A 19,086-nucleotide genomic window follows, 5' to 3' on the forward strand; every position below is an offset into this window, starting at 1 on the left:
AAAAACTGTATTTTTATACAGTGTACCGCGCCCGCCCCGCTAATGCACTATTTTTTGGTCACTTCTTCAGCCTGGGCGCTGACTTTGGCGATTTGCTGCTCGAAGGCCGCTACCGCTTGTCGCGTTGCAGTGGTGACCTGCTCGTAACCCTTGAAGGCGTTCTCGATCGCATCTTTCACGATGATGACCGCGTTTTCTGAACCTGGCTTCACGTTTTTGGTCACGTCCTCGATCAGGGCGCTCAGGTTGTTCTTCGCTTCGGCCACATGGGCTTCGGCGGCGCGGGTGAATTCGTTGTGGATCTCGGTAATGATTTCCGTGAGCTGGCGGTTATAGGCGTTGGTTGCAGCCATGCCGGGTTGCAGCCGGGCGGCGACAACATCCAGGGCGGCTTTCGGATCGCTGGCCTGGCTGACGGCCTTGCTGGCCGCCAGGCTGTTTTCCACCCCGGTCTTGGCGGTGTGGATGTTCAGTTCCACCACCTGTTCCAGGCCATGCACGGCTTTTTCGGTCAGGGTGTTGAAAGTCTCCAGCTGGAACTGAAACAGGGCCTTGGTGGCGGCGGCGAACTGCTCGGGATTCTGAAACATACGTGCTCCTCTCAGGTTGGACTTACGTTTGCTTCTTGTTTTGTCTGCATTATTTCCTAGACAGCGGCTTTTCGCAACGGGCATCTTTGTACGGGCCGCTGGCGCGCTCCCAGCCGGGGCCCAGCGGCGATTGCGAGCAGACGCGCTGGCCGTCGATCTTGCTGGCCCACCAATACCAGGGCGCTGGTCCAGCCAGGGCGGCGCTGCAGGCGAAGGCGGTGAACAGAGCGAATAGACGGATCATAGCGGAGCGACAAGTGGAAGGCGCATTGTAAACGCAGCGCCGCGGGCCGGGCTGCTGTCGACTTCGATTTCACCGCCCAACACGCCGGTAACGATATTGTGCACGATGTGCAGGCCCAGGCCTGAACTGGCGCCAAGGCGGGTAGTGAAGAAGGGATCGAAAATCCGGCGCAGATTGTCGGGCGCGATGCCGACGCCGTTGTCGGCGACCGAGAGCAGGATCCAGCCCGCTTCGGCGGCGGGGCGTGCGGTCACCGTGATGGTGCCCGCGCTGTCCGGGAATGCGTGCACCAGGCAATTGTCGAACAGGTTGGACAAAGCCTGGCCCAGCGGGCCGGGGTAGCTGTCCATTTGCAGGCTGGGCGAAATATCCTGCACCAGGCGGGGACGGGGCGGCCGCGCTGCGGCCAGCAGCGGCGCCAGGGTTTCGCTGACAAGGGAGTGCAGCGCGAACTGGCGGCGTTGCGCATCCGGCGCGTCCACCGCAATCTGCTTGAAACTGCTGATCAGGCTTGCGGCGCGATTCAGGTTGCGCAGCAGGACCACGTCCGCTTCCAGCGCCTGGTTCACATAGGTTTCCAGCTCGGAGCGGCGCAGGCCGTGTTCAAGGCGATTCGCCAGGCCGGCCGTGTGGTCGCTCATGGTGCTGACCATCATCAGGCTGTTGCCGATCGGCGTATTCAGTTCGTGCGCCACGCCTGCGACGAGGGTGCCGAGGGCGGCCAGCTTGTCGCGCCGGACCAGTTCCTGTTCCGCGCGTTTCAGTTCCGCCGTGCGCGCCTCGACCAGCTGCTGCAGGTTGGCGCGGTGGCGCTGCAATTCGGCTTCGGCGCGCGTGCGCTCGATGGCGATGCCCGCCAGGTGGGTGGCCACGCCGATCAGGCGCTGGTCTTCCGGCGTGGGATGGCGCACGGTGCGATAGTACATGGCGAAGGAGCCCAGCACCGTATTCGCGTCCAGCAGGATGGGCATGGACCAGCAGGCGCGCAAGCCGAAGGGCTTTACCAGTTCGCGGTAGGGCGCCCACAGCGGGTCGTGCTCGATGTCGGACACGATCACGGCTTCGTGGCGGAACATGGCCGTACCGCAGGAGCCCACCATGGGGCCAAGTTCAAGTCCATCCAGCAGCGCCAGGTAATCCTTGTGCAGGTTGGGTGCACTGCCGGTGCGCATGCGCGTGCCCGTTTCGTCGAGCAGCATCACGGAGCAGATCACGCCGTCCGACTGGTGTTCGATCAGTTGCACCAGCGCGTCCAGCGTGGCTTGCAGGGGCGCGCCGCGCGCCACCATTTCAAGCAATCGGTTCTGGCCTTCGCGCAGCGCCTCGGCGAGCAGCTGCCCGGTGACGTCCACCATGCGCATGTGGAACAGGCGCCGTCCATTCTTCTCGATCAGGACGACGCGGATTTCGCAATCGACCTGCCGTCCGCCGCTGTGCTGGAAGGACATCGGGAAAATGCGGATCTCGCCTGCGCCCACTCGCTCCATCAGGTCCTTCAGCGCGGCAGCCGACGGGCGCCCGTCCGGCTGCATGGGCGGGCACAGGGCCGATAAGGGCAGCGACATCAGCTCGCCCGCGCTGCGGCCGAACAGCTGCTCGGCTTTCAGGTTCACGTCCACCGGGCGGCCGCTCCCGGCATCGAACAGCAGGATGGCGTCCGGCGAACCGGCCATCATCATGTGGTAATTGACTTCCAGCGCATCGGGCGGCAGCGGACCGCACCCGGCGTTGAGCGTAACAAGAATTTTTTCGACCACGGCGCTGGCTGTGAAGGGCATGCGGATATAGGCATCGGCGCCGGCCAGCGCGGCGCGCTGCTGTTCTTCGTCCGAGGGGCGGGCTGACATCAGCAATACCGGCAGGCGGTGGCCGTTGGCCATGGCCACACGCTGGCACAGTTCGAAACTGGCGCTGCCGGCGATGGCCACGTCCAGCAGCACGAGGGCAATGCCGCCGGCCGCCACTGCATCCAGCGCACTGTCGCCCTTATTGACGACTTGCACCCGGAAAGCGTGGCGGGCTAGCGCGAGCTCCAGCCCTGCCAGGTCGAAGTCCGTACTTGTGACAATCAGGATGGTCTTGGTTGGGTCCAAGTAAGGCGCACCTTTCGTTAGTCCTTCCTGCCCCCAAGTGTATTACAAGACGGGGTCCCCGTACGTGTTTGCCTCTGCCAACCCGGCGCGGGCGGCCGCAATGCGTGGGAAATTATCCTCAATCCAGTCCACCAGCACTTCCAGGCGCTCGGCGATTTCGGCGCCCATGGGCGTGAGGCTGTACTCGACGTGCGGCGGAATCACGGGCAGCGAAACGCGTTTTACGAATCCGTCCTGGACGAGCGCATCGAGGGTCTGCGCCAGCATTTTTTCGCTGACGCCGCCGATTTCGCGGCGCAACTGGGCGAAGCGGTGCATGCCGCCCAGCAGGACGACCAGCACCAGCACGCCCCAGCGGCTGGTCACATGGGACAGCACGGCGCGCGACGGACAGTCCGCCGCCAGCACCTGGCCGCGCTGGGCGGCATTGTTGACGGCCAGTGCCGTCCGCAGCGATTTGGATGTTTTCATATACTTACCAAAATGTACGTACTTACAATTCGTTAGTGTCGGTCCTATTATACGCCCCACGATCAACCGACTTTGAAAGGAAACATCATGATTGTAATTACGGGCGCAACAGGACAACTGGGCCAGCTGGTCATTTCGCAGCTGCTGGAAAAAGTGCCGGCGGGGCAGATTGTGGCGGCGGTGCGCGATCCGGCCAAGGCTTCTGCGCTGGCGGCGCGCGGCGTGCAGGTGCGGCGGGCAGACTATAACGATGCGGCGTCGCTGGATGCGGCGTTTGCCGGCGCGGAGAAAGTGCTGCTGATTTCGTCCAGCGAGATTGGGCAGCGCACCGCGCAGCACCGCAATGTGGTCGACGCCGCCGCGCGGGCTGGCGTGAAATTGCTGGCCTATACGAGTTTGCTGCATGCGGATTCGTTGGCCCTCGGCCTGGCCGCCGAGCATGTGGCGACCGAGGAGGCGATTCGTTCGAGCGGTGTGCCGTATTCGTTCCTGCGCAATGGCTGGTATCACGAGAATTTTGTGACGCGCGTGCAGGCGGGGGCGGCGCATGGCGTGGTGTCCGGCAGCGCTGGTTCGGGACGCATCGCGTCGGCGGCGCGGGAGGATTATGCGGCGGCAGCGGTGGCGGTGCTGACGGCTGCTGCGCCGGAGCAGGTGTATGAACTGGCGGGCAGCGAGCGGTTTACCTTGGCCGATCTTGCCGCCGAGACGGCGCGCCAGAGCGGACGCACGGCGGTTTATCAGGATTTGCCGGAGGCGGAGTTCAAGGCAGTTCTGCTGGGCGTGGGCGTGCCGGAAGTGTATGCGGAGCTGATTGCGAATTCGGATGCGGGGGCGGCGCGTGGGCGCTGGATGATGACAGCGGGACGTTGGCGCGCCTGATTGGCCGGCCGACGCGCGGGTTGAAGGAGGCGGTGCGGGCGGCGCTAGCAGCGGCGGATCAATGATCCGCCCTACAGCCCCTGCGGGGCCGGGGTGGCGCGGCGGGGGAGGCTGAAATGAAAAACGCCGCAAGCTTGATAAAGGCTTGCGGCGTTTCTGCGGAATTCTGTGGTGCCCACGGAGGGACTCGAACCCCCACACCTTGCGGCACATGGACCTGAACCATGCGCGTCTACCAATTCCGCCACGTGGGCACAGGTACTGCATTGTGACTTCGAAAACAGCGCTTGGTGCCCACGGAGGGACTCGAACCCCCACACCTTGCGGCACATGGACCTGAACCATGCGCGTCTACCAATTCCGCCACGTGGGCGCTGCTTTCTTTGTCATCCGTTGCGGTGTTCAGCAACAGAAGGCACGCATCTTAAAGGGCGGAATGGCTCCGGTCAAGGACAATTTGTGCTTTATTGAAATAATGGTGTCAAAAGAATTCGTCGAGCATCAGGTGGAAGCGCAGGCGGCGCTCGTCCGGCCGGGGAATGCCGTAGCTTTCGAACAGGCGCCGCTGCAGGGACGGGCCGAATTCGCCCAGGCAGTTCCACAGGATGGCGAGGTCCTGGTAGCGGTCGGCGACGCCGGCGCGGCCAACGTCGATGCAGCCGGCGACTTCGCCGTGGTGCAGGAAGAGATTATTGAGCGAGAAGTCGCCGTGGGTGACGACGGGGTCGGGCGGCAGTGGCAACAGCGCCGTCATTTCGGCCCAGACGCGTGCCGCGCTCCAGCCGGCGCGCTCTGCGTCGAAATCCTCTTCATCCACCAGGCCCGCATCGAGGCGGGCACGCGCCTTGTGCAGCCGGGCAGTGCGTCCATCATCAGCCAGGCTTCGTCTTGCCCATGTTCGAAATGCCGGATGGCCGGTACCGTGACGTGGGGCGCCAGCCAGCGCAGGCGCAGCATCTCGTCGGCCAGGTCGTGGGCGATCTCGCCGCGGCCGTGCTTGATGTAGCGCGGCGGTCGTTCGGCATGTTGCCGAGCTTATCACGCGCGCAAAAAGAAAAACGCCGCGATCATTGCTGATCGCGGCGCTCTTCCCGGAATCTGGTGCCCACGGAGGGACTCGAACCCCCACACCTTGCGGCACATGGACCTGAACCATGCGCGTCTACCAATTCCGCCACGTGGGCCTTGTTGCGGTGAGCTGCAACAGAAGGCACGCATCTTAATGATCCGGTCGCGATCGGTCAAGGGTAAATTGACAATTTTGCCGGCACGTCGGCCGGGATGGGAAACGTGGCGCCAAAATGAAAAACGCCGCAGTCATTTCTGACTGCGGCGTTTTTACGGAATTTTTGGTGCCCACGGAGGGACTCGAACCCCCACACCTTGCGGCACATGGACCTGAACCATGCGCGTCTACCAATTCCGCCACGTGGGCAATGCAACATCTGTTATTATAACGCCCTGGAGAGTTTTGCGCCAGATGAACTTTCGTTCCACGCTGCACATCCACCCTTTACTGCGTCCCCGCATCGCTGCGAGAGCCGTGATTATAGAGGAATAATTTCAGATGTCAAAGGCCTCTGAGCATTTTCCCCTCGTTAGGAAATCAGGCCGACCTCCGGTACACTACGATCAATAATAAAACGACCGAATCTCTTTTGAACCAGTCTACCCATACCATTCCCAGCCGGGAGGACATCCTCGGCATCTTCCGCAGCGCGAAAGCGCCGCTCGATTTGCGCGCCCTGGCGCTGCAACTGAAGGTCAAGCCTGAATCGCATGCCGTGCTGACGCGCCGCCTGAACGCAATGGAGCGCGACGGCCAGATCACGTCCGACATCAACGGCTTCTACGTGCTGGCGGACCATTCCGAATTCATCGCCGGCCGCGTGAGCAGCCATCGCGACGGCTTCGGTTTCCTGATCCCGGACGAGCCGGGCGAGGATATCTTCCTCAGCGAACGCGAAATGCAGAAGGTGCTGCACGGCGATAAAGTCCTGGCGCGCATCACCGGCCACGACCGCCGAGGCCGCCCGGAAGGCACGATCGTCGAAGTCGTCCAGCGCGGCACCACGCATATCATCGGCCGCCTGCTGAAGGATAACGGCGTGTGGATCGTGGCGCCGGAGGACAAGCGCATCAGCCAGGACATCCTGGTCGAGGGCTCCGTCGGCAAGGCCAAGTCCGGCCAGATCGTCAGCGTCGAACTGACCGAGCAGCCGGGCCGTTTCAAGCAGCCGCAGGGCAGGATCGTCGAAGTTCTGGGCGATATGGACGACCCGGGCATGGAAATCGAAATCGCCGTGCGCAAGTTCGGCGTGCCGCATATCTTCTCGGACGCTGCGCTGAAGCAGGCCGGCAAGCTGCCGGACGTGGTGCGCGAATCCGACTGGGGCGAGCGCGTGGACTTGCGCGACGTGCCGTTGGTGACCATCGACGGCGAAGATGCGCGCGACTTCGACGACGCAGTCTACTGCGAGCCAATCAAGCTTGGCCGCGGCAAGGGCTACCGCCTGATTGTGGCCATCGCGGACGTGTCGCACTATGTGAAGCCGAACGACGGGCTGGATGCCGATGCGCTGGAGCGCAGCACGTCCGTGTACTTCCCGCGCCGGGTGATTCCGATGCTGCCGGAGAAGCTGTCCAACGGACTGTGCTCGCTGAATCCGCGCGTGGACCGTCTGACCCTGGTGTGCGATGCGGTGATTACCGCCCAGGGCGAGATCAAGGCTTATCAGTTCTATCCGGCCGTGATGCACTCGGCCGCGCGCTTCACTTATACCGAAGTGGCGGCGATCCTGGGTAACACCAAGGGTCCCGAGGCTGCGCGCCGCGCTGCGCTGGTGCCGCACCTGCAGAATCTGTACGACGTCTATCACGCGCTGCTCAAGGCTCGCCTGGAGCGCGGCGCGATCGACTTCGAAACCACCGAGACCTATATCGTCTGCAACCCGGCCGGCAAGATCGAGAAGATCATCCCGCGCACCCGCAACGATGCGCACAAGCTGATCGAGGAATGCATGCTGGCGGCGAACGTGTGCGCGGCGGACCTGCTGCTGCGCCACAAGCACCCCGGCACCTACCGCATCCACGCTGCCCCGACCAAGGAAAAGCTCACCCAGGTGCGCGACTTCCTGAAGCAGGTCGGCCTCACGCTGGGCGGCGGCGACACGCCGGTGGCGCGCGATTACGCGGAGCTGATGAAGAAGGTCAAGGAGCGTCCGGACGCGAACCTGTTGCAAACCATGCTGCTGCGCTCCATGCAGCAAGCGGTCTACAGCCCGGAAAACATCGGCCACTTCGGCTTGGCGTATGAGGCGTATGCCCACTTCACCAGCCCGATCCGCCGCTATCCGGACTTGCTGACACACCGCGCGATCAAGGCTATCCTGAGCGGCAAGAAGTACGAGCCGAAGATCGCGGACAAGAGCGTGCTGAATACCAGCATCTCGAACGCGCAGCGCCGCCAGCAACTGCGGGACAAGCAGGAAGGCAAGGAGCCCAAGTCCAGCGCCGACACGACGATCTGGGATGCGCTGGGCGTGCACTGCTCGGCCAACGAGCGCCGTGCGGACGAAGCATCGCGCGACGTGGAAGCCTGGCTGAAGTGCTACTTCATGCAGGATAAACTGGGCGAGGAGTTCAGCGGCATCATCACCGGCGTGACCACCTTCGGCATCTTCGTGCAGCTGGACCAGCTGTTCGTGGAAGGCCTGGTGCACATCACGGACCTGGGTGCGGATTACTTCCAGTACGACGAGGCGCGCCATGAACTGCGCGGCGAACGCACCGGCAAGCGCTACCAGCTGACCGGCCGCGTGAACGTGCAGGTGGTGCGCGTGGACCTCGAGTCGCGCAAGATCGACCTGCGCCTGGCCGATAGCGAAGCGATGTCCCTGCCGGTGCCGAAGAAGGGCGGCCGCGGCAAAGGCGGCGGCCTGCTGGGCTCCTTCGGCGACTTCGATTCCTTCGAAGACGAACAGGACATGGCGCCGCGCGCCCGCAAAGGCAAGACGCAGCCCAGCATCTCGCCGCGCACCGCCGCGCCCACCAAGGCGCCGGCCAAGCGCAGCAAGGCCGCCGCCCCGGCGCCCGTCCCCAAGCGCAGCAAGGCCAAGCCCCAGGCCGCCCCGCGCGTGACCAAGTCGGCGAAAGCCAAGAAGAAACGATAACCCGCGAGCCGCCGGTTGCGGCCCCCGCCGCCGCCGCGCCAACGAATGTCGCCAACGGCGTGTAGGGCGGATCATTGATCCGCCGTGCGTCCCGTCCGGCGGCTCAAACCCTGCACCAGAGAAGCAAACATGAGCAAGAACAAAATGATTTTCGGCTTCCACGCCGTCACCTCGCGCCTGCGTCACGAGGCATCCAGCGTTGAAGAAATCTTCGTGGACGCCACGCGCGACGACCGCCGCATGAAAGACCTGATCGCCAACGCGAAAGCCGCCGGCGTGCGCGTAATGCCGGTCGACTCGGCGCGACTGGACAAGATCGTCGGCACGCGCCGCCACCAGGGCGTGATCGCCTTCGCCTCCCAGCTGGCGCTGGCGCGCAACCTGGACGAGCTGCTGGACGCCATCGAAGGCCCGCCGCTGCTGCTGGTTCTGGACGGCATCACCGATCCGCACAACCTGGGTGCCTGCCTGCGCGTGGCCGACGGCGCCGGCGCGCACGCCGTGATCGCACCGAAGGACCGTTCCGTCGGCCTGAACGCGACCGCGGCCAAGGTGGCGTCCGGCGCGGCCGAGACTGTGCCTTACATCACCGTGACCAACCTGGCGCGCACCCTGCGCGAACTGAAGGAGCGCGATATCTGGCTGATCGGCACCTCCGATGACGGCGAGAAGGGACTGTACGAAGGCGACTACCGCGGCCCGACCGCAATCGTGATGGGCTCGGAAGGCGAGGGCATGCGCCGCCTGACGCGTGAGACCTGCGATGTGCTGGTGTCGATCCCGATGTTCGGGTCGGTGGAGTCGCTGAATGTTTCGGTGGCGTCGGGGGTTTGCCTCTACGAGGCGCGCCGCCAGCGCCTCGCTTCGGAAACCTGACCCATCACGCGGCGCGGATCGGGTGTCAGGCACGTTGTGCCTGACACCAGCCCTTGCCCTGGGTTTGGCGCCATGCAGCCCCGCAGCGGATGCGTTATGATGGATTTCTGAACAATCACGCAATACGCCCTATGTTTTCCCGCCTCCGCGACGACATCAGCAGCATCATCGAGCGCGACCCCGCTGCGCGCAATGGCTGGGAGGTACTGACCTGTTATCCGGGCCTGCATGCGATCGTGGTGCACCGCTGGGCGCACTGGTGCTGGCATTACCACATGAAATGGCTGGGCCGCTTCCTGTCCTACCTGGCGCGCATCGTCACGGGCATTGAAATCCACCCCGGCGCGAAGATCGGCCGGCGCGTGTTCATCGACCACGGCTTCGGCGTGGTGATCGGAGAAACGGCAGAGGTGGGCGACGACTGCACGATCTACCAGGGCGTAACCCTGGGCGGCACCAGCCTGCACACCGGGACCAAGCGCCACCCGACGCTGGCGAAAGGCGTGATCGTGGGCGCCGGCGCAAAAGTGCTGGGCGGCTTCACAGTCGGCGAATATGCGAAGGTCGGCTCGAACGCCGTGCTGCTGAAGCCTGTGCCGCCGGGCGGCACAGCGGTCGGCAATCCGGCCCACATCGTACAGAAGGACCAGGCGCGCATCAGCCCCACCGAGCGCCTGTTTGCGGCATATGGCGTAACGCCGAACGGCGACGATCCGCTGTCCAAGGCGCTGCATGGACTGATCAATCACGCCGTCACGCAGGAGCAGCAAATCGAGCGTATCGTGGCGACGATGAAGGCGGCCGGACTGCATTGCGAAAGCATCGAAGCTTGCGATAAGTTCGATCCGGCCCAACTGAATAAACTGGTCGACTAAGGAGCATAAAATTGGACGATATCCTCGATCCGTTTGAGATCCGCGTGCTGGCCGTGCTGGCCGAGAAAGAAGGCCTCACGCCGGATAACTATCCGCTGTCCCTGAACGCGCTGACCAATGGCTGCAACCAGCTTTCCAGCCGCGATCCGGTGATGCAGCTTTCCGAGGACACGGTAGCCGATGTGCTGGCGCGCCTGACCGAGAAAAAGCTGGTCAACTCCGTCAACCAGTCCGGCTCACGCGTGACCAAGTACGAGCACCGCATGCGCATCAAGTGGTCGCTGGAGCAGGACAAGGTCGCCATCATGGCGATCCTGATGCTGCGCGGCCTGCAGACGGCGGGCGAAATCCGCACCCGCAGCGGACGGCTGCACGAGTTCAAGTCGGTAGGCGAGGTCGAGACCGGCCTGCAGTTCCTGATGGATAAATATCCACCGCTGGTGGCGTCCGTGCAGGCGCCGGGCACGCGCGAGCCGCGCTACGGGCAGCTGCTGGGCGGCGAGGATTCGCTGGCGCGCGAGGCGACCGCGAGCGCCTACGGCGGCGCGGCCAGCGCAGCCGGCGGCGCCACCGGCGGAGGCGGCGCAAGCGGGGCAGGGCGCGGCGCTGCGGACAGCGAACGCGTGGCCGCACTGGAACGCGAAGTGCAGGCCCTGCGCGCCGAAATGTCCGCGCTGACGGCCGCCTTCATAGCGTTCAAGCGTTCCTTCGAATAGTACTTTGCGCCAATAGTTATTATTCTGTTGCAAGCGTCCAAAGCGCACGCCGCCTCGCGCCCTAGGTTGATATGCTGGTTCGATACATATCAACACCGCGAGGGAAATCATGGACGCGCTTCGCCGCCTGTCAATCCGGCACAAGCTCCTGCTCAGCATGGGCCTGTGCCTGCTGCTGTTCATTGCCATCTCATCGACGCTCAGCATCCTGCAGACCAGCAAGGCCGCGCGCGAACGCGTCGTCCAGCATGAACTGCCGGCGCAGGTGGCGGCGATCCGCAACGATATCCTGCGCCAGATCGCCACGCCGCTGGCGGTGTCGCAAACGATGGCCAACAATACCTTTCTTACGTCCTGGGAAGACGCCGGCCTCGGTGACGAGGGCGTGGATGCGTGGGTGGCGCTGGCGCGAAACCTGAAGGCGAAGAACCAGGCGGCGACGGTGTTCTGGGTGTCCGAGGTCACCGGCAAGTATTACACCGACAAAGGCTATGACCGCACGTTGGGCAAAGGCGTGGCGCGCGACGCCTGGTTCTACGGCTTCCTGTCCGGCAGCGCGCCCTACGAAATGGTGATCGACAAGGATGTCAGCGCCGATTCGTATATGTTGTTCATCAATTCACGCGTGCAGATCCCTGGCGGCAAGCTGGCGGTGGCCGGCATCGGCCTGGCCGTCAATTCGCTGGCGCAGACGGTGCGCAACTACAAGCTCGGCCAGTCCGGCTACGTCTACCTGGTACGCGCGGACGGCACGATCCTGATCCACCGCGATGCCAAGCTGGTGGATGGCAAGCACCAGCTGAAGGAGATGCCGGGCATGTCCGCGGAGCTGGCGCAGCGCCTGCTGGGCGGCGCGGCTTATACGGCCGACAAGTACCAGGCCGGGGGCGGCGAACAGCTGGTGGCTTCGGCCTTTATCCCGGAAGTGAATGCCTACCTGATCGCGCAGGTGCCCGAAGCGGAAGTGCTGGCCGGGATTGCGCGCGGTGCGGCCATGACGTCGCTGGTGGCGGCCGTGATCGGCGGCGGCGTGGGCATGCTGGCGATCTTCGTGATCAGCCGCGCCATTGCGGCGCCGGTGGCCCAGGCGGCCGAACTGCTGGAAGACATCGCCCGCGGCGGCGGCGATCTGACGCGGCGCATGCCGGTCGAATCGCAGGACGAGATCGGCGCGCTGGCGTCCGCCTTCAACCGCTTTGTCGAATCGCTTAACCAGACCATTGCGCGCGTGCGCGACAGCAGCCGGGCGATTGCGTCTGCCACGGGGCGATATCGCCAGCGGGAATATGGATCTTTCGGCGCGCACGGAAGCGCAGGCGTCCAACCTGGAGCAGACGGCGGCGGCGATGGAGGAGCTCACGTCTACCGTGCACAATACCGCGGCGCATGCGGAGGAAGCCCACAAGCTGGTGGCGTCCACTTCCGATTCCGCGCGGCGCGGCGGGGTAGTGGTGCGGCAGGTGGTGGAGAAGATGGCGTCCATCACCGCCAGTTCGAACAGGATTGCCGACATTATCGGCGTGATCGACGGCATCGCGTTTCAGACCAATATCCTTGCGCTGAATGCGGCGGTGGAGGCGGCGCGCGCGGGTGAGCAGGGACGCGGTTTCGCGGTCGTCGCCAGCGAAGTGCGCAACCTGGCGCAGCGTAGCGCGGCAGCGGCGAAGGAGATCAAGGAGCTGATTACGGCTTCGGTGCAGCATGTCGCCGACGGCGGCAAACTGGCCGATTCGGCCGGCGTGGCGATGCAGGATATCGTGCGCTCGGTGCAGGAGGTGGCAGGCTTGATGGGTCAGATCGCGGGCGCCAGCCAGGAGCAGAGCCTGGGCATCGGCCAGGTCAACGAGGCGGTGGGGCAGATGGATGATACGACGCAGCGCAACGCCGCTTTGGTCGAGGAAGCCGCCGCCGCGGCCCAGTCGCTGAGCGAACAGGCCGCGCAGCTGGAGCAGGTGGTCGGGCTATTCAAGCTTGACGCTGCGCCGCGGACCCTGGCCCTTCGCAGCCGGGCCGCGGGCTGATTACACACGGCGGATCAATGATCCGCCCTACACGCTGCTTGGACTTCGCGCTCCGAAGGAGTGTAGGGCGGATCATTGATCCGCCGTGCCTGGACGGCCCGCGGCCTCAGCTAGCCTCGCTCCAGCGGCGAATCCAAACCGCCGCCACAATCATCACCACGCCCGCAACCACGCCAACCCAAACTTCCGGCGTCCCGAGCGACACCCACGCCTGGTTGAAGAACTCCATCACCGCTGCCACCGGCCGATCACGGCCGCTGGTGCTGGACATCGCGTGCTGCGCATCATTGCTGAAGATGATCCACTGTCCCGGCATCACGCCGACCAGCAGGCGCGATATCACGTTATCCCACACCCATTTGCTGTACACCGGCAGATGGAACACCTTCTCCATCCACACCAGTGCGGCCCCGGCCAGCAAAGGCGCGGTCACAGCCCACAGGAAGGGACGTCCGCGCGCCCCAGCTGGACACCAGCAGCAGCCAGCCCACAGTAGGCAGCGCCCACAGCATATAGATCGGCACCAGCGACAGCAGGCGCAAAGGCGTCAGCCAGAACTGCGCCGACGAGAATAGTGCGCCAAACAGGTTCGCCCCGTGCGTAGCCAGCGCGATCCCGGCCAGCGCCATGATCAGCAGCGACGTCAGGCAGCCGACGGCCACGATCAGCAGCGGCACGCCAATCAGCGCCACCACGGCTTTCGACAGCACGGTCTGCGCATCGGAGATCGGCAGCGATTTCCAGAACAGGATACTGCGGTCGCGGCGCTCGTCATGCAGCGCGCCCAGGCAGTAGAAGAACACCAGGAAGCCCAGCATCACATACACCGGCACGGCGACCATCGGATAAGCGGTGGCGGCAAGCTGCGCGATCTGCGCGCTTTCGTTGGGGGCGATATAGACAGTGGTCCCGTTGCCGGCCATATGTCCATTGATATCGAACTCGAACTTCTGGCCCGCCAGCAGCATCACCAGCGTGAAGATCACCATCGCGGCGCCCACGGCCAGCGGCGCCCACACGAGCATGCCCTTGTGCTCCCAGTACTCGCGCTCAATCAGCCATTTCATCGTTTTCACTCGTATGTTCCTTTCATGCTTGCCACGAACAGGTCGGCGACGCTGGGCGTACGCATTTCGCCGAAGCGTTCCAGCTGGTGGCGCGAGACGCCGTCGAACAGCATCACGGCCTTGCCGAACACGGTGCGCTGCGATACCGGCTGCAGTGCGCTGGCGGCGGTCATGTACTCCGGCTGCACCATCACTTCGGTGTAGCGGTCGCCGATTTCGTCCATCGATGCGGCCAGCGTGATGCGGCCCTCGCGGATGAACATCAGGTCCGTGAGGATGTGCTCCACTTCCTCGATCTGGTGCGTGGTGATGACGATGGTCTTGTTTTCGTCGAAGTAGTCCTCCAGCAGGTTCTGGTAGAACTGCTTGCGGTACAGGATGTCCAGACCGAGGGTGGGCTCATCCAGCACCAGCAGCTTGGCGTCGATCGCCATCACCAGCGCCAGGTGCAGCTGCACGATCATGCCCTTGGACATGGCCTTGACCTTCATGTCCGGCTTCAATTTGGTCGCAGCCAGGTATTTCTCGGCGCGGGCACGGTTGAAACGCGGATGCACGCCTTCCACGAAGCTGATCGCATCCTTCACCTTCAGCCATTTCGGCAGGATGGCCACGTCGGCAATGAAGCACACGTCCTTCATCAGCTCATCGCGGTGCAGGCGCGGGTCCATGCCCAATACCGACAGCTCGCCGTCGAACTGCGTCAGGCCGAGGATGGCCTTCAGCGTGGTGGTCTTGCCGGAGCCGTTCGGGCCAATCAGGCCGACGATGCGGCCGGGCTGCACTTCAAAGCTGGCCTGGTCCAGCGCTACCGTCTTCTTGCCGTAACGCTTGCTCAGGTTTTTCGCCGTGATCAGCGCGCTCATGCCCGGCCTCCATTCGGCGCCGGCGGCACAGCGGCGGCGCGCAGCAGTTGTTCAATGTCCAGCCCCAGGCGGCGAATGCGCTCGACCATCGCAGGCCATTCTTCGCGCACGAAGCGATCGCGTTCGGTGGACAGCAGCTTATCGACAGCGCCTTCAGTGACATACATACCTAATCCCCTCCGTTTTTCTACCAAGGTTTCATCAACCAGCTCCTGATAAGCGCGGGAGACGGTGATCGGATTCAACTGATAATCGGCTGCGACCTGCCGCACGGAGGGCAGGGCGTCTCCCGGCTTCAGCAAGCCGTCCAGCATCATGCCAATTACCCGCTCCTTGAGCTGGCGGTAGATCGGCGTGTTTTCATTCCACATACTGCGGCTCCTCCAGTTGGTGTATTAATGGACTGGTGTTGTAGTGAACTATAACACTAAACTTTGGCCGCGCAAGTAGTAATTTTGCAACGGGCATCATTGCCAACGCAAATGAACAAACGGTGCTTGAAGGTCGCTTCCAACTGGTTAATATGACAAGTGGACTGCTGACAGCGAGGGGATAGCCATGAGTGTGAAACACATCTTGTTTATCGTAACTAACACGCACGTGATTGGGCCGAAGAAACGTCCGACTGGATACTTCTTTCCGGAGATCGCTCACCCAGTAGAGGTATTCGGAAATTCCGGCATAGCTGTGGAGTATGTCACTCCACTGGGCGGCGCCCCGACGGACGATGGCTATGATGAGAACGATCCGAGCCAGGTCGCGTTCCGGAATGGAAAATCCATTCGACGGCTGAGCCGAAGCCGCAAACTCTCGGAAGTGGATGTGCTCGACTATGATGCAGTCTTCGTGCCGGGCGGCCTGGGTCCAATGGCCGACCTGGCCACAGACCCGGGCGTCAAGACAGTTCTCGCCCGCGCATGGAATGCCGGAATGATTTTGGGGGCGGTTTGCCATGGCCCATGCTCGTTCCTTGGCGTCAAACTCCCTGATGGAACACCCCTCGTCAGGGGGCGCAAACTGACTGCGTTCACGAACAAAGAGGAATTCGGCTACGCAGAAGATGACGTGCCATTCAAGCTGGAGGATGCGCTCATTGAGGAGGGGGCGCAATTCCTGCAAGTGGAGCCTTGGCAGCCTAAAGTTGTGGTTGACGGCCGCTTGTTTACAGGCCGAAAACCCGGCATCGGCCGGCCCCTTGGCCGAAGAAATTGTGAAGGCAATGCGAAGTATGTAGACAAACGCGTAGCCTTCATGAGTCTCACTGAGCGGCTTCCTGAATCACCTTCGCCACCGCGGCCGGCTGCGCAATGAACACGGAGTGGCTACCCTTGATCTCCACCGTTTTGCTGCCGGCGCGCTGTGCCATATAACGTTGCAGCTCGGGATTAATTATCCGGTCCTCCGTGGCGACCACATACCAACTCGGCTTTGTGTGCCAGGCTGCGGTTGTTATCGGGCTGGTCAGTGCCTTGGTCGAGGTGGGTACCTGCGAGATGGCCATGAATCTGGAAACGTCTTTGGGCAGATCGGCCGCGAAGTCAGCCGCAAAGCTGTCGGGATTACGGATAATGAATCCGTCGCCTACCTGAACAACGTTAGTCGTGACGGGTGGGCGGGCGGCGCGGAGCGCCTTGGGGTCTTCAGCCGAGTCAGGGGCAAACGCGGCCACGTACACCAATGCCTTTACTTTCGGATGATTGCCTGCCTCGCTGATAACCGTGCCACCATAGCTGTGGCCGACCAGAATAACTGGCCCATCTTGCATATCAAGTATGCGCCTGGTTGCGCGCACGTCTTCGGCAAGGTCTGAGTCCGGGTGCTGCACAACGCTTACCTTGTAGCCAGCGGCAATTAATATGTCAGCCACGTTCTTCCATCCGGAACCATCGGCAAACGCACCATGCACCAAAACTATGTTGGCGGTTGGTGCGGCACGTCCATCGGGAGAAAACATCACTGTGGCGCAGATCATCATGGACGCGGCAAGATTCTTGATCTTCATTGTGGGCTCCTGTCGAAAGGGCAATGCCCTTTTACATTAGCCCATCCGGCATGGTCCTGCAAAACCCTATTGAGGGCTGCTGGAGAGAGGCGCGCAGGTCGAGCGCGTTCGCCATTGCTGCACCGGACGCTGTGTTGTCGAAGATGCACCACGCTGACGCCTGGGCGCCAAGCCATTCGCGCACCTGCGCCAGCCGCTCCGGCTCGTAGGAAGACCAGTAAATCCGTGGACTGCCGTGCAGCCGCACATAGGCTTTCGGCGCAGTGGCGATGTACGGCCCCGGCACGCCGACAGCAGGATCGGCAATCACCCGCGTCACGCCGAACTCGCGCAGCAGGGCATTAGCATCCTCGCCGAACCACGTCCCATGACGCGCCTCGCAAGCTAGCAGGCAATCGAAGCGCTCCCGCAGCGAAGCCAGCGCCGCCCGCGCAACCGGCAAATCGAGCACCAGTGACGGCGGCAGTTGCACCAGCACGCAGCCCAGCTTCGAGCCCAGCGCCCCGGCTTCGCCGGCAAAGCGGTCCATCAGCGCCTCGCAACCGACCAGACGCGCCTCGTGCGTGATCGCCTTCGGCAGCTTGACCGCAAAGCGAAAATGCTCGCCAACGCTGGCAGCCCAGCGCGCATAAGTCTCAGGCTTGTGCGGCTTGTAGAAGGAAGAATTGATTTCGGCACAGTCGAACACTGCCGCATAGCGCTGCAGCGCGCTCCCCTCGGACGGAAACGCGTCCACGACCGCCCGCGGAATCGACCACCCTGCAACGCCCACGTGTAAACCGTTCATCGCCAATCCCCGTTAAGATGCAATCAATTTAAAACAAAGGAAAGCGCATGACCGTCACCCGCCGCACATTGATCGCCGCCGCCTGTATTGCCGCCGCCACGCTGAGCGGCTGCGCCTCTTTCGTGGGGCCGCGCGACGTGGAAGTGCCGATGCACCGCCTGCAGGCCGGCCTGGAAAAGCGCTTCCCCGTCCATCATCGCGCGCTGGGGCTGTTCGATATCGAGCTGGTGCGCCCGCAACTGGCCGCCGATGGACAATCCGACCGGCTAGCCCTGAAGACCGACCTGGCGGTCACTTCGCTACTGGCGCGCAGCGGCTGGCAGGGCAGCCTCACGCTCTCGGGCTACCTGAAGGTGGACAACGTCCGCAACGCCGTCTATCTCGCCGATGCAAGGCTGGACAACTTCATCGTCGACGGCATGGACGAGCGCACCCAAGGCCGCCTGGGCGCCGTCGGCAACGTGCTGGCCGACTCGCTGATCCGCGATTTGCCCCTGTATACTTTCAAACTGGAAGACTTGCGCTACGCCGGCGTGCAGTTCCAGCCCACCTACATTCGCGCCAGCGAGCGTGGTTTATTGATCCACCTGGAACCGCTAAGCCAGCGCTAAGCGAACATTGCATATAATGAGGCATCGCTAATATTGGAGCCTCAGCAATGCCGTTTATCGGAGTCGGCCTTCACATCCTGGTCGCCATCTTCTTTGCAATCCACGCCATCCGCAGCCGCCAGCAGATGTACTGGCTGCTGATCCTGTTCAGCTTCCCGCTGCTGGGCAGCGTCGTGTACTTCTTCGGCATCTACCTGCCGAATTCGCGCATCGAGCATGGCGCGCGTAAAGCCGTTGCTGCCGCCGCCAGGTCGCTGGACCCGGGCCGCGAACTGCGCGAAGCCCGCGCCGCTTATGAATTCACGCCGACCGCGCAAAACCAGATGCGCCTGGCCGCCGCCCAGCTGGAAGCGGGCGAGGCTGCCGAAGCCGCGCAGACTTATGAAGCCTGCCTGCAGGGCGCTTTCGGCAGCGACCTCGAGATCCGCCTTGGCGCCGCACGCGCCAACATCGCCTGCGGCAAGCCGGCCGACGCCATCACGCACCTGGAATTTATCCGCCGCACGGACCGCAACTACCGTCCCGAGCAAACCAGCCTGTTGCTGGCGCAAGCCTTTGCCGCCGCCGCGCGCAACGAGGAAGCACGGGCCGAATTCGAATCCGCCGTCAACCGCTTCGGCAGCTTCGAGGCGCGCGCGGAATTCGCCATCTGGGCCGCCAGCCAGCGCGAGTTCCAGCTCGCGCAACGCTTGCAGAATGAGCTGCAGAAGACTATGGATCACTGGAACCGTCATACGGTGTCCATGAACCAGCCCCTGATCCGCCGCCTCAACGCGGCCTTCGAAAGCGTGCCGCGCGTTTGACGCGCTGGGG

General features: G+C 63.3%; 19 protein-coding genes, 4 tRNA genes and 2 pseudogenes. 10 read left to right on the plus strand and 15 right to left on the minus strand.

From position 1 onward, the window contains the following. Window positions 1–47: 47 nt before the first annotated feature. From ACHMW6_RS12110 to ACHMW6_RS12125, 4 genes are read right to left on the minus strand one after another with little or no spacing between them, the layout of a single operon-like run. Window positions 48–590 carry a phasin family protein gene (locus ACHMW6_RS12110; protein ID WP_395407338.1) on the minus strand — a complete coding sequence of 181 codons (543 nt, stop codon included), beginning with the start codon at window positions 588–590 and terminating at the stop codon, window positions 48–50. Between the two features lie 49 nt (window positions 591–639). After that, window positions 640–834, minus strand: a complete 195-nt coding sequence (locus ACHMW6_RS12115; RefSeq protein ID WP_395407339.1) for a hypothetical protein — start codon at window positions 832–834, stop codon at window positions 640–642. After that, window positions 831–2,927 carry an ATP-binding protein gene (locus ACHMW6_RS12120; protein ID WP_395407340.1) on the minus strand — a complete coding sequence of 699 codons (2,097 nt, stop codon included), beginning with the start codon at window positions 2,925–2,927 and terminating at the stop codon, window positions 831–833. The genes ACHMW6_RS12115 and ACHMW6_RS12120 overlap by 4 nt, the downstream gene beginning before the upstream one ends. Before the next feature lie 42 nt (window positions 2,928–2,969). Then, a complete protein-coding gene (locus tag ACHMW6_RS12125; RefSeq protein WP_395407341.1) occupies window positions 2,970–3,398 on the minus strand; it encodes a winged helix-turn-helix transcriptional regulator in 429 nt (142 codons plus the stop codon). An 87-nt stretch (window positions 3,399–3,485) separates the two neighbouring features. Here ACHMW6_RS12125 and ACHMW6_RS12130 point away from each other — a divergent pair. Then, window positions 3,486–4,345: pseudogene (locus ACHMW6_RS12130) on the plus strand (SDR family oxidoreductase). 104 nt (window positions 4,346–4,449) lie between these two features. Here ACHMW6_RS12130 and ACHMW6_RS12135 read toward each other — a convergent pair. The 5 genes from ACHMW6_RS12135 to ACHMW6_RS12155 all read right to left on the minus strand — a co-directional run bounded on the left by ACHMW6_RS12135 (window position 4,450) and on the right by ACHMW6_RS12155 (window position 5,715). After that, window positions 4,450–4,534: transfer RNA gene (locus ACHMW6_RS12135), tRNA-Leu, on the minus strand. A gap of 34 nt (window positions 4,535–4,568) precedes the next feature. Further along, window positions 4,569–4,653 (minus strand) — tRNA-Leu (locus tag ACHMW6_RS12140). 108 nt (window positions 4,654–4,761) lie between these two features. Next, window positions 4,762–5,421 (minus strand): phosphotransferase, encoded by a 660-nt coding sequence (locus ACHMW6_RS12145; protein ID WP_395407342.1) that lies wholly within the window; start codon window positions 5,419–5,421, stop codon window positions 4,762–4,764. Beyond that, window positions 5,380–5,464, minus strand: a tRNA-Leu gene (locus tag ACHMW6_RS12150). The genes ACHMW6_RS12145 and ACHMW6_RS12150 overlap by 42 nt, the downstream gene beginning before the upstream one ends. Window positions 5,465–5,630: 166 nt before the next feature. After that, window positions 5,631–5,715: transfer RNA gene (locus ACHMW6_RS12155), tRNA-Leu, on the minus strand. 223 nt (window positions 5,716–5,938) lie between these two features. On the opposite strand from ACHMW6_RS12155, the gene rnr reads away from it, so the two are divergent. From rnr to ACHMW6_RS12185, 6 genes and pseudogenes are all read left to right on the plus strand, one after another. Then, window positions 5,939–8,452, plus strand: coding sequence for a ribonuclease R (rnr, locus tag ACHMW6_RS12160; RefSeq protein WP_395407343.1), 2,514 nt, complete (start codon window positions 5,939–5,941; stop codon window positions 8,450–8,452). A gap of 144 nt (window positions 8,453–8,596) precedes the next feature. Then, entirely contained in the window at window positions 8,597–9,328 is a 732-nt protein-coding gene (rlmB, locus tag ACHMW6_RS12165; protein WP_395408589.1) for a 23S rRNA (guanosine(2251)-2'-O)-methyltransferase RlmB, read from the plus strand. Between the two features lie 131 nt (window positions 9,329–9,459). Next, the gene (gene cysE, locus ACHMW6_RS12170; RefSeq protein ID WP_395407344.1) at window positions 9,460–10,203 is read left to right on the plus strand and encodes a serine O-acetyltransferase; all 744 of its coding nucleotides are present in this window, start codon (window positions 9,460–9,462) and stop codon (window positions 10,201–10,203) included. A 20-nt stretch (window positions 10,204–10,223) separates the two neighbouring features. Further along, window positions 10,224–10,919 carry a YceH family protein gene (locus ACHMW6_RS12175; RefSeq protein ID WP_395408590.1) on the plus strand — a complete coding sequence of 232 codons (696 nt, stop codon included), beginning with the start codon at window positions 10,224–10,226 and terminating at the stop codon, window positions 10,917–10,919. A 157-nt stretch (window positions 10,920–11,076) separates the two neighbouring features. Next, window positions 11,077–12,075: pseudogene (locus ACHMW6_RS12180) on the plus strand (cache domain-containing protein); the annotation flags it as partial. A 190-nt stretch (window positions 12,076–12,265) separates the two neighbouring features. Further along, window positions 12,266–12,940 (plus strand): methyl-accepting chemotaxis protein, encoded by a 675-nt coding sequence (locus ACHMW6_RS12185; RefSeq protein ID WP_395407345.1) that lies wholly within the window; start codon window positions 12,266–12,268, stop codon window positions 12,938–12,940. Window positions 12,941–13,046: 106 nt separating this feature from the next. Here the strand turns inward: ACHMW6_RS12185 and ACHMW6_RS12190 are convergent, their stop codons facing one another. The 4 genes from ACHMW6_RS12190 to ACHMW6_RS12205 are packed head-to-tail and all read right to left on the minus strand — an operon-like array spanning window position 13,047 to window position 15,244. Then, complete coding sequence (locus ACHMW6_RS12190) at window positions 13,047–13,325, minus strand: hypothetical protein (protein ID WP_395407346.1); 279 nt, start codon at window positions 13,323–13,325, stop codon at window positions 13,047–13,049. Then, window positions 13,285–14,016, minus strand: coding sequence for a hypothetical protein (locus tag ACHMW6_RS12195; RefSeq protein WP_395407347.1), 732 nt, complete (start codon window positions 14,014–14,016; stop codon window positions 13,285–13,287). The genes ACHMW6_RS12190 and ACHMW6_RS12195 overlap by 41 nt, the downstream gene beginning before the upstream one ends. Then, window positions 14,013–14,873 carry an ABC transporter ATP-binding protein gene (locus ACHMW6_RS12200; RefSeq protein ID WP_395407348.1) on the minus strand — a complete coding sequence of 287 codons (861 nt, stop codon included), beginning with the start codon at window positions 14,871–14,873 and terminating at the stop codon, window positions 14,013–14,015. Before ACHMW6_RS12200 ends, ACHMW6_RS12195 begins: the two co-directional genes overlap by 4 nt. Continuing rightward, window positions 14,870–15,244 carry a GntR family transcriptional regulator gene (locus ACHMW6_RS12205; protein WP_395407349.1) on the minus strand — a complete coding sequence of 125 codons (375 nt, stop codon included), beginning with the start codon at window positions 15,242–15,244 and terminating at the stop codon, window positions 14,870–14,872. Before ACHMW6_RS12205 ends, ACHMW6_RS12200 begins: the two co-directional genes overlap by 4 nt. A gap of 187 nt (window positions 15,245–15,431) precedes the next feature. Between ACHMW6_RS12205 and ACHMW6_RS12210 the strand changes: the two genes are divergently transcribed. Beyond that, window positions 15,432–16,184, plus strand: coding sequence for a type 1 glutamine amidotransferase domain-containing protein (locus ACHMW6_RS12210; protein WP_395407350.1), 753 nt, complete (start codon window positions 15,432–15,434; stop codon window positions 16,182–16,184). On the opposite strand, the gene ACHMW6_RS12215 is transcribed toward ACHMW6_RS12210, so the two are convergent. Next, window positions 16,132–16,875 (minus strand): alpha/beta fold hydrolase, encoded by a 744-nt coding sequence (locus ACHMW6_RS12215; protein ID WP_395407351.1) that lies wholly within the window; start codon window positions 16,873–16,875, stop codon window positions 16,132–16,134. The genes ACHMW6_RS12210 and ACHMW6_RS12215 overlap by 53 nt on opposite strands. A gap of 31 nt (window positions 16,876–16,906) precedes the next feature. After that, on the minus strand, window positions 16,907–17,662 hold the full coding sequence (locus tag ACHMW6_RS12220; protein WP_395407353.1) for a DUF72 domain-containing protein: 756 nt from the start codon (window positions 17,660–17,662) through the stop codon (window positions 16,907–16,909). A 47-nt stretch (window positions 17,663–17,709) separates the two neighbouring features. Here ACHMW6_RS12220 and ACHMW6_RS12225 point away from each other — a divergent pair, with 47 nt between their 5' ends. Then, window positions 17,710–18,273 (plus strand): DUF1439 domain-containing protein, encoded by a 564-nt coding sequence (locus ACHMW6_RS12225; protein WP_395407354.1) that lies wholly within the window; start codon window positions 17,710–17,712, stop codon window positions 18,271–18,273. Window positions 18,274–18,320: 47 nt separating this feature from the next. Continuing rightward, entirely contained in the window at window positions 18,321–19,076 is a 756-nt protein-coding gene (locus ACHMW6_RS12230) for a tetratricopeptide repeat protein (RefSeq protein ID WP_395407355.1), read from the plus strand. Window positions 19,077–19,086 lie beyond the last annotated feature (10 nt).

The organism is Pseudoduganella sp. UC29_106 (assembly GCF_044055365.1).
Taxonomy (GTDB): Bacteria; Pseudomonadota; Gammaproteobacteria; order Burkholderiales; family Burkholderiaceae_D; genus Rugamonas.